Consider the following 8,948-nt stretch of genomic DNA (forward strand, 5'->3'; position numbering starts at 1 on the left):
CCCAAATAGCTTAGCTTTCCTTGGAGCGTTTTCATCGCATCGCAGACTTCCCCCATGGAGTCGCAACGGCTAAAGATGCCGAACAACATGGTTACCAATTGATCCCACGACGAGTAAGTCTTGTAATACCGATCCGATTTATGTTTTGAAACCAATAAGTCGAACTTATTACGTGGTAAAAAATCCATCATCTGCTTGAAAATCGGCTGACCGACTAAACTCTTTTCAATATCTTTGCCCATAGTTGTATTTTGTTTCGCAACATAAATCTACAACTATAGGGTGAAACCTTCGGGCGGTAACCCTTATTTTATTTTTTGTCGGTCAGTAGTGATTTAAAAAAACTATTTTTGCCTACTCAATAATGACCGGTCTGCAAGGCTGCGTAAATGAGCGATGACGTGCGAGACGATTTTTTCCCCTTTATAACATCCGTTTTCATTGTATTCCTAATGGTTTCTATCACGCCATGCGCTGCGCAGGAGGTGGCCGATACTAAAGTGAAACCATTATCCGGTGAAGGGGTGTTTGGTTTTTTGCTGCGCAACGGTCTCGATCCCAAAAAGGATTTAATGGCGTTTTTGAACCTCAACCCCGGTAAGTTTGGGAAAGATAATTCACTACTGGCGCATCATGCCTATGCGCTTCCTTCTCTCAAACCCGCAACCGTGGTCGAGCCCCTGTGGGGTGACGCGTTGAAAGAAGTGACCATTTCGGACAACTCGTTGGTCGGTGCCCTCTATTATCTCATAAGTGGTCATGGGGGACCCGATCCGGGTGCTTCGGGCATTTATGGTGGTGAGCGGTTGGATGAAGATGAGTATGCTTACGATATCACTTTGCGTCTTGGACGCTGGCTCACCGAAAGGGGCGCATCTGTGGTGTATGTCATTCAGGATGCTGATGATGGCATTCGGGACGATAAATTTCTGAAATACGATAACGATGAGACCTGCATGGGTGAATCCATCCCATTAAAGCAAAATGACCGCCTAAAACAGAGGGTCGATATAGTGAATCAACTCTTTAAGCAAAATCGGAGTACTGCGTATCAGCGTTCGGTAAGCCTGCATCTCGATAGTCGTGTTGAAAAAAAGCAAATAGATGTTTATTTTTATCATCACGAAAACAGTCCGTTGGGCTTGAAACTTGCGCAAACAATGCGTCAAACCCTTGAGGATAAATACCATTTATATCAGCCCGGTCGTGGTTTTAGTGGAACTGTTTCAACGCGTAACCTTTACGAGGTAAAGTACACTCATCCCGTTTCGGTGTTTATTGAATTGGGCAATATTCAGAATTATCGTGATCAGCAACGTTTCATCCTTGCCGGCAACAGGCAGGCATTGGCCGAATGGTTGGGCGAAGGTCTGGCCAGAGATTTTCATGACAATCGATAGCTGAAAATAGGAAGAAGTGTTTGATTGCATGAGTGTAAGAGTGCAAGAGAAAAGTACAAAAGTACAAACGTAGCACTTGAACAAATGACGAAACATACTCCAAGTCCCCCTTTGGGGGATTAGGGGGCTAATTATAAACACATGAAACGAGCCATGACACACAGTAGGATGACCATTGGCGAGTTCCATATGGCCACTTAAAAAATAAATTTTAGACATATGAAACCTACTCTTTTAGTGTTGGCTGCCGGCATGGGCAGTCGTTACGGAGGCCTGAAGCAGATGGATGAAATAGGTCCGTCGGGCGAGTCGATTATCGATTATTCGGTGTACGATGCCATTCGTGCCGGGTTTGGTAAGGTGGTATTCGTGATTCGCCACTCCTTTGCCGAACAGTTTATTGCTCGTTTCGAGCCCCGTTTAAAGGGGCGCATCGATGTCGAATTTGTTTATCAGGAGCTCGATTATCTGCCCGATGGCTTTACGGTGCCCGATGGGCGCGAAAAACCCTGGGGCACCGGGCATGCCATTTTGATGGCCAAAGATGCCATTCGGACGCCCTTTGCCATTGTTAATGCCGATGATTTTTATGGACAGGAAGCTTATCAGCAAGTGGCTGATTTTCTAAATCAAAGCACTGCGTCAAATCAGTACGCCATGGTGGGGTATGCCCTGCGCAATACCTTGTCGGAGCATGGTACTGTGTCGCGCGGAGTGTGTCAAACCGATGCATTGGGCAATCTGGAGTCGTTGGTCGAGCGAACCAAAATTGGTCTCGAGGGGTCACAGATTTATTATTACGACGAATCGGGCAAAACGCCGTTGACAGGGCAGGAGCCCGTTTCGATGAATTTTTGGGCTTTCAAACCGCTCTTTTTCGAACAGTTGGCCAGCGAGTTTGTGGCATTTTTGCAGGCTCGGGGCGGAGAGCTCAAGTCGGAGTTTTATTTTAATGCGGTGGTTGATAAGCTGATTAAAACGGGTGTGGTGACCACCCGGGTCATTAATACGCCTGCCAAGTGGTTTGGCGTGACCTATCAGGAGGATAAACCCATGGTGAAGCAAAGTCTCACCGATTTGATTGCCCGAGGCGATTACCCTCAAAATTTATGGCAGTAAACGTTAGTTGCTGTTGGTATTAAAATATAAGATAAAGGCTTTAACACCATGCTGATAAGTATGTGTTAAAGCTTTTTTGGGCTCTATTCTGATTTGTGTGGGTAATCATAAGTCTCAATTCACACAAACCATTTTTTCGTGCCCTCGAGCCGGGCGGGCTCTTACTTTTTATTCGGAAAGGGTTTGTTTTCATTTGCCCTCATGATTAAGCGTCGCTGAGCTCCGCTGAATTGGCTGCAGCCCCAAAAAGTAAGCAAAAAAGGCCGCCGCTGACGTAAAATGGCTAAAAATCATAGGCCTTCCCTAAAATCTGCGAACTCGCAAGCTCAAACAGCGCATCTTTTTTAACGCTCAGTCCTATGATTTTCTTAACGCCATTTTCCGAAGGCGGCTTAGTTACCTTGCTTGATTTCGTGCTTTCATATTTTGTTTACCCATAGGATTCGACATAGAAGCCTTTTTTGTTTCAGGATGGGTGAATCAGAGGAGGACAAAAAAGAAAGGCGCATGAAGATGCGCCTTTAAAATAGTCTATGTAGAGAGATCAATTTACAAATAACCGGTCGTGATGAACGACCCTCGGCGAATTAATAGTTAGAATCGCCGTAACCGCCACGGTTTCCACCGCCACGGTTTCCACCGCCGCTGTAACCGCCTTTGTTGTAACCGCCACCGCTGTTACCACCTCTGTTGAATCCACTGCCGCCACCGCTACGAGTGTTGCCGCCACGGAAATTAGAGCGAGGACGATCGTCTTTTTTGCGTTCTTCTGATTTGTTAACCACAATGGTGCGGCCATCCAATTCAGCGCCATTCAGTTCTTCAATGGCTTTTTGAGCCAGTTCGTCGTCAGACATTTCGATGAAACCGAAACCTCTGCTTTTGCCTGAGAATTTGTCAGTAATGATTTTTGCTGATGTTACTTCACCATACTCTTCAAAAATTGATCTCAGTTCAGCCTCCTCAACATGAAACGGAAGACTTCCTACAAAAATGTTCATAAATAAAAAAAAATTAAAGTGAAAAAAAATGTTCTCAAAAATAGGGATTTATTTGAATGATTTTCATGGCTGCTCAATTTTTAACAACTCTTTTTCTTAAAAATGAGCGATGTTGTTGATTGCCAGATGTAAGATGCTGGGCTGTTCGCGGGATGAATGGGCTGATTCTTTTTTTGCCAGTCAAACTTTTGCACAATTTACAGCCTTATTTCTTTTTTTTCAAGTTAAATTTGCCTTGTTCTTTCAACTTCTTTTTCGTGAAGTTTGTTGCGTTTGTTGTTGCTTTTTTTTCAATGAAATGCATTTCTGTCGTTTTATCTGATTCTAAGTCATGTCCATTATCTATCATCCTCAGCAATATCGATTCGCCGATGAGGCCAATCACGATTTTATTTGTCCCGACGAGATTCACACCATTTTGAGGGAGGCTGTGCCAACTCCCCAGCGTGTGGATGAAATTATTGAACGGGCTCTTAATAAGCATCGCCTCTCGATGTACGAGACTGCTGTGCTTATCAATGCCGATGATGAGGCTTCGGTTGCGAAAATTAAAAAGGCTGCCCATGAACTGAAGGAGCGTGTGTATGGACGTCGTATTGTGTTGTTTGCCCCCTTGTACATCGGCAATCGGTGTGTGAATAATTGTGCTTATTGCGGTTTTAGGGCTGACAATCGAAAGCAGGTGCGTACCACGCTCAATGCTGAGCAAATTGTGGATCAAGTGAAGTGTCTCGAAGATGCCGGGCATAAGCGTCTTATTTTGGTGTATGGCGAACATCCCGATTATTCGCCTGAGTTTATTGCCGATAGTGTGCGAACGGTTTACGGTGTGAAGCACGGGAAGGGGGAAATCAGGCGGGTCAACATTAACGCATCGCCTCTGGATGTGGCCGGATTTCGGACTGTGAAAGAGGCCGGTATCGGAACTTACCAGATTTTTCAGGAGACCTACCATCGTCCGACATACGAAGCGGTGCATTTGAGCGGGAAGAAGCGCGACTACAGCTGGCGTTTAACGGCACTCGATCGGGCACAGAAGGCCGGCATCGATGATGTGGGCATTGGTGTGTTGCTGGGGCTTTACGACTGGCGATTTGAACTCTTGGGACTGGTGCGTCATGTCAACCATCTGGAGGCGGTTTTTAACGTGGGACCCCACACCATCTCTTTTCCCCGTATCAAGGAGGCTTCGGGTTTTTCGGTTGATGCCAGGTATGCCGTGAGTGACGAGGAGTTTGCCCGTCTGGTGGCCATTTTGCGGTTGGCCGTGCCTTACACCGGTCTGATTCTTACGGCACGCGAGCCGGCCGCCTTGCGCGACGAGGTGTTGCAGTACGGCGTGTCGCAAATTGATGGAGGCACCAACATCGAGTTGGGGGGGTATTCAAAGGCCGCTGCAACGCAAGCACTCGAGCGCGAGCAGTTTACCATCAACGACAATCGGTCGCTTAACGAGGTGATGGATGAGCTGGTGGACAAAGGCTTTATTCCCTCATTTTGTACCGCTTGCTATCGAACCAAACGCACTGGCGAGCATTTCATGGAATTTTCGGTGCCGGGCTTCATCAAACGATTCTGTCAACCCAACGCGATCTTAACGCTGGCGGAGTATTTAGAGGATTATGCCCCTGAATCGACCCGTGAGAAGGGATATCGACTCATTGACAAAAATCTGGAAACTTATCCCCATGATGCGTTTAAAGATAGACTGATGGATCGGCTGGCGCGCATCAAGGGTGGGGAGCGTGACCTCTATTTTTAAGGCAATTGGCGGGCGGCTTCTTTGTCGAGCCACCAGAGTGATTTATTTACATCGACCAACGAAGCGGGGTATTGTTTGACTTGCGGCGCATGCGTGAACAGCTCGTACACCTTGTCGGTTTTGCTGGCTCCGGTGACCATGAAGATGATTTCACGCGAATGATTAATGACACGTCCTGTCAATGTCACGCGTGCCTGGCCACTTTGTGGGTGGTGGCCGATGGTGCATAATTGGGGGCTGTGCCAAAGGTCGATTTCGTGCGGGAAGATGGAGGCTGTGTGTCCATCATCGCCCATCCCCAGGATGGTGAGGTCGAAACAGGGAAGTCCATTGAGCATTTTCACCTCTTTGTTGAGCAGGGCTTCGTAATCTATCAGAGCCTCTTCGGGCTTCAGTTCGCCTTTGACGCGAAAAATCTGGTGTGTTTCGATGGGTAATTTTGAAAACAGATGACGGTGGGTCATCCCATAGTTGCTGTCGGGATGTGTGGGCGCCACGCATCGTTCATCCACCCAAAAGAAAGTGAGTTTTTTCCATTCTATTTTATCGACATACGTCTGTGCCAGAACGTCAAAAATGGCTTGAGGGGTGCTACCGCCCGATAGTGCCAGGGTGACCTTATCCTGTTGTGCCGTGAGGTTGATTAGTTTTTGCGCAAAGGCATGTGCCAAATCGGCTTTGGTGTCGAATATCTGGTAGTGAAACATATGTGTGTGGTTTAATCCCTATTTGGCGACTGTTACGTCTTTTCTCGGAATAATTTGTTTTGGTGTTTATTTGCTGTTTGGTTAGTCCCGTCAAATACTTCATTTCAACAACAACTCATTGGTCGGAATGTTTGTGAAGGCATCGAGTAATTTTTCGAGCAGGTGTTGATTTTGAGTCATCAAATGGCTGTGGGTGAGCATGTGCGAGGCCGATTGTACGGTGGCCGATTCGATGAGTTCGTCGCCGCAGTGTTCTATCATGGCTTGCAACGATTCGGGCGTGCTTTCGAAATGAAACTGTAAGGCCAATACCTGATTGTTGAAACAAAACGCCTGATGGAGGCAGTGTGATGATTGCATTAAGTGAATGGCCTGACGGGGAATGTCGAAGGTGTCGCCGTGCCAGTGAAACGTGGTGAAAGTGGTCGGGAAGCTATTGACGAGGGGAAGAGGTGCTGCCTGTGGGGTGAGTGACACGTCGAACCAGCCAATTTCTTTTTGTGGGTTGGGATAAACCGCGGCACCCATCACGTCGGCAATGAGCTGGGCGCCCAGGCAGATGCCCAGCACCTTTTTGCCGTGGTCAATGGCCGCGCGGATGAGTGCTTTTTCGGCAGCCATCCAGGGGAAAATCGCCTCGTCGTGGGCACCCATGGGGCCACCCATCACGATGAGCATGTCAAAGTCATTGGTCGAGGGCAGTGGCTCGGCCTGGTAAAGATGGGTGATGTGCAGGCGATGACCGCGCTGTTGTGCCCAACGGGCAATGTGTCCCGGCCCTTCAAAGGGCACGTGCATGAGGACGTGGAGGGTGAGCATGGGGTGGTGTGTTGGTGATGCGTAAAATTAGTGAGAATGCACGGTGGTTGTGGGCGTGTAAGGATTTTTAACACGCCCGGGTTTTCGTGGGGTGAAAAAAGAAAAAACACCCATTATCCGCTTCATTGTTCGGAATACTGGGTGCTTTTAGGGTTGGAAGGAAAAAAGGGAATCATCACATCTCATGGTTGCGAGATGTTTGGTTTTGCAATAGTACCGCCTTTTGGCGGGGTGTGAAATGACATAAAGATGTCATTTTTGATGTGCGGTGGCATTGAGGTTCTTTTTAACACTGAGTCAAACATAAATGCTGAGGCAAAAGGCGCTGAGTTTTTTTGTAACGCCTTACGTTTAAATAATAAAGCAGATAACTCAAAAGAGTTATATCGTAGGTGCTAATCGACTTAGTCGCTTGGCTATGCCAAGAAAGGGGGGGGTAATTTGTAATGCCTTGGGTTTAAATAAAAAAAACAAACTCAAAAGTGTTATGTAATTGATGTAAAAGCGCTGGTATGTTGTGCTTTGAAGTGTGTTTATGACTCGTTGACATTCGATCTGACTCAGGTTTTGTACGTACCAACGTCGTACCTTTTTCGCCCCTTCTTCGACTCCGGGTCGAAGCGGTGTCGAAGCGGTGTCGAAGAACCCTCGAAGCAGTCCCGAAGAAGGGGCGAAGCAGACCCGAAGCGGCGCTTTTAATTATCCCCATCAGGGTTTAAAATCCTGATGGGGATGATGAATTGTGTTGGTGGTGAGTCGGTTAGTGTGTTTGCTTCATGACGGTAATATTACTGTCATTTACTGTTCGGAAGGTGCAATTTAGATTTGTTTCAACTGTTGAGTGCGAAGAGGTGGTTGGCGGCTGATTGATTGCAGCGAGGATTGGGAACCTAACCATATACCTCTCAGTTGATTCATGAAAGTCGCCGTGATTGGATGCTTTTCGTGTTCGCGCACGTTGCGGCACATCACAAACGTAATGCCGACTCTGCTAGTCGTCGTTTGTAACAGTTTGTAAGCTCGGCGTAATTTGCAATGACGCCGTCTTTGTAGTTTTCAACTACAAAATAATGTTTTAATAAGCTTGATGTATTTGTAGTCAAAGACCACAGCGTTAATGACGACGAAGTTAAAAACTTCGACGAGCAGGTTGGGCGATACGATGACGGAATGTAAAGTCGGAAACAGTTGTTTAGGCTGTTTCCGGCTTTGTGTTTGGCTTTAGCGCTTTACGATTTTGTACGATTGCGACTCTCCATTTGTTTTTGTTAGCGTAAGGATATACAACCCATTTCTCAACATACTGATGTCGATATTTGAATTTGTCGTTTTTAAAATGTGTTGTCCTGTGAGTCCATCCAATTGAACAGTCACATATTCATTGGTGATAAGTTTAATGCTATTGGGGGTTTGTATAAAGGGGAGGTCGTTGTTTTTTTTGTTTTGGGACACTAAGCCGGTGGTGAAGAGAAATTCGGCCACTATGGTTTTATCGGCATCCATTGTAATTGTTGTTTGCGAATTGGTTCCGATGTAATCACCGCTCCATGCATCAAACACCCATCCGCTCTGTGGAATGGCTTTTATCTCTATTGCTTGCGATTCGTCAAGCATCATTGGGGTTGAATAGCTGTTGCCATTTACTTCAATGCTTCCATTGCCCAATTTGTTGATGGTTAATGTATATTGCTTGATGAAATTGGCTGTCAGCGTTCTATTGGCAGTTGCCGTAAACTCATATTCTAAATTTGTGGAGATGATGTTCGTGCCTTCGATCCAATTAACAAAGCGGTAGTTTTCGTTGGGCGTTGCGCTTATTTTAACCCACTTTGCAGCTATCCCAAAGCCATCGCCTGTATTTCAATGAATTGTTCATTTTCAAGTTCCGATTTGTGTACTACAGATTTTCGCTTTGTAAAGGGAGCGTATTTGTATTTTAGGGCATCGTAAAGCTTGCGGACATTTTGGTTTGGCTCAGAGCATCGACGAATCATGATTACTTGATCCTGCTGATTTTGCGCCAATGTGGTCACCGCTTTTTGGGTGTTCATGGTACGAACGATCTCACGCCAACCGCTATTGATGCCATGTGGCTTTAGTTGATGTCGGATCGTGTTTACCAGCCAATAGGCCAACAATC

General features: G+C 46.4%; 8 protein-coding genes and 1 pseudogene. 3 read left to right on the forward strand and 6 right to left on the reverse strand.

The annotated features are described in order from the left end of the window. On the reverse strand, nucleotides 1-242 hold a 242-nt coding region (locus LX69_RS16950; RefSeq protein ID WP_146260598.1), incomplete at its 3' end, for a DUF4372 domain-containing protein. A gap of 210 nt (nucleotides 243-452) precedes the next feature. Here LX69_RS16950 and LX69_RS16955 point away from each other — a divergent pair. Together LX69_RS16955 and LX69_RS16960 are read left to right on the forward strand one after the other, a co-directional pair. Beyond that, complete coding sequence (locus LX69_RS16955) at nucleotides 453-1,400, forward strand: N-acetylmuramoyl-L-alanine amidase family protein (protein ID WP_221621412.1); 948 nt, start codon at nucleotides 453-455, stop codon at nucleotides 1,398-1,400. A 219-nt stretch (nucleotides 1,401-1,619) separates the two neighbouring features. Further along, the gene (locus LX69_RS16960; RefSeq protein WP_111447221.1) at nucleotides 1,620-2,519 is read left to right on the forward strand and encodes a nucleotidyltransferase family protein; all 900 of its coding nucleotides are present in this window, start codon (nucleotides 1,620-1,622) and stop codon (nucleotides 2,517-2,519) included. A gap of 587 nt (nucleotides 2,520-3,106) precedes the next feature. Here LX69_RS16960 and LX69_RS16965 read toward each other — a convergent pair. Further along, on the reverse strand, nucleotides 3,107-3,520 hold the full coding sequence (locus tag LX69_RS16965) for an RNA recognition motif domain-containing protein (protein WP_111447222.1): 414 nt from the start codon (nucleotides 3,518-3,520) through the stop codon (nucleotides 3,107-3,109). Nucleotides 3,521-3,851: 331 nt separating this feature from the next. On the opposite strand from LX69_RS16965, the gene hydG reads away from it, so the two are divergent. After that, nucleotides 3,852-5,282: a [FeFe] hydrogenase H-cluster radical SAM maturase HydG gene (gene hydG, locus LX69_RS16970; protein WP_111447223.1), complete on the forward strand. Its 1,431-nt coding sequence runs from the start codon at nucleotides 3,852-3,854 to the stop codon at nucleotides 5,280-5,282. Here hydG and pgl read toward each other — a convergent pair. The 4 genes and pseudogenes from pgl to LX69_RS16995 form a co-directional block, all read right to left on the reverse strand. Next, nucleotides 5,279-5,989: a 6-phosphogluconolactonase gene (pgl, locus tag LX69_RS16975; RefSeq protein ID WP_111447224.1), complete on the reverse strand. Its 711-nt coding sequence runs from the start codon at nucleotides 5,987-5,989 to the stop codon at nucleotides 5,279-5,281. The genes hydG and pgl overlap by 4 nt on opposite strands. Nucleotides 5,990-6,088: 99 nt before the next feature. Further along, nucleotides 6,089-6,808, reverse strand: coding sequence for a type 1 glutamine amidotransferase (locus LX69_RS16980; RefSeq protein ID WP_111447225.1), 720 nt, complete (start codon nucleotides 6,806-6,808; stop codon nucleotides 6,089-6,091). A 1,221-nt stretch (nucleotides 6,809-8,029) separates the two neighbouring features. Then, entirely contained in the window at nucleotides 8,030-8,647 is a 618-nt protein-coding gene (locus LX69_RS16990) for an InlB B-repeat-containing protein (protein WP_394336331.1), read from the reverse strand. Then, nucleotides 8,644-8,948: pseudogene (locus tag LX69_RS16995) on the reverse strand (IS1634 family transposase); the annotation flags it as partial. The gene LX69_RS16990 and the pseudogene LX69_RS16995, both read right to left, overlap by 4 nt.

It is taken from the genome of Breznakibacter xylanolyticus (assembly GCF_003254275.1).
GTDB classification, from domain to species: Bacteria; Bacteroidota; Bacteroidia; order Bacteroidales; family Marinilabiliaceae; genus Breznakibacter; species Breznakibacter xylanolyticus.

Coding starts and splice junctions, on each gene's coding strand:
- LX69_RS16955 (WP_221621412.1), top strand. CDS start 453: ATGGTTTCTATCACGCCATGCGCTGCGCAGGAGGTGGCCGATACTAAA.
- LX69_RS16960 (WP_111447221.1), top strand. CDS start 1,620: ATGAAACCTACTCTTTTAGTGTTGGCTGCCGGCATGGGCAGTCGTTAC.
- LX69_RS16965 (WP_111447222.1), bottom strand. CDS start 3,520: ATGAACATTTTTGTAGGAAGTCTTCCGTTTCATGTTGAGGAGGCTGAA.
- hydG (WP_111447223.1), top strand. CDS start 3,852: ATGTCCATTATCTATCATCCTCAGCAATATCGATTCGCCGATGAGGCC.
- pgl (WP_111447224.1), bottom strand. CDS start 5,989: ATGTTTCACTACCAGATATTCGACACCAAAGCCGATTTGGCACATGCC.
- LX69_RS16980 (WP_111447225.1), bottom strand. CDS start 6,808: ATGCTCACCCTCCACGTCCTCATGCACGTGCCCTTTGAAGGGCCGGGA.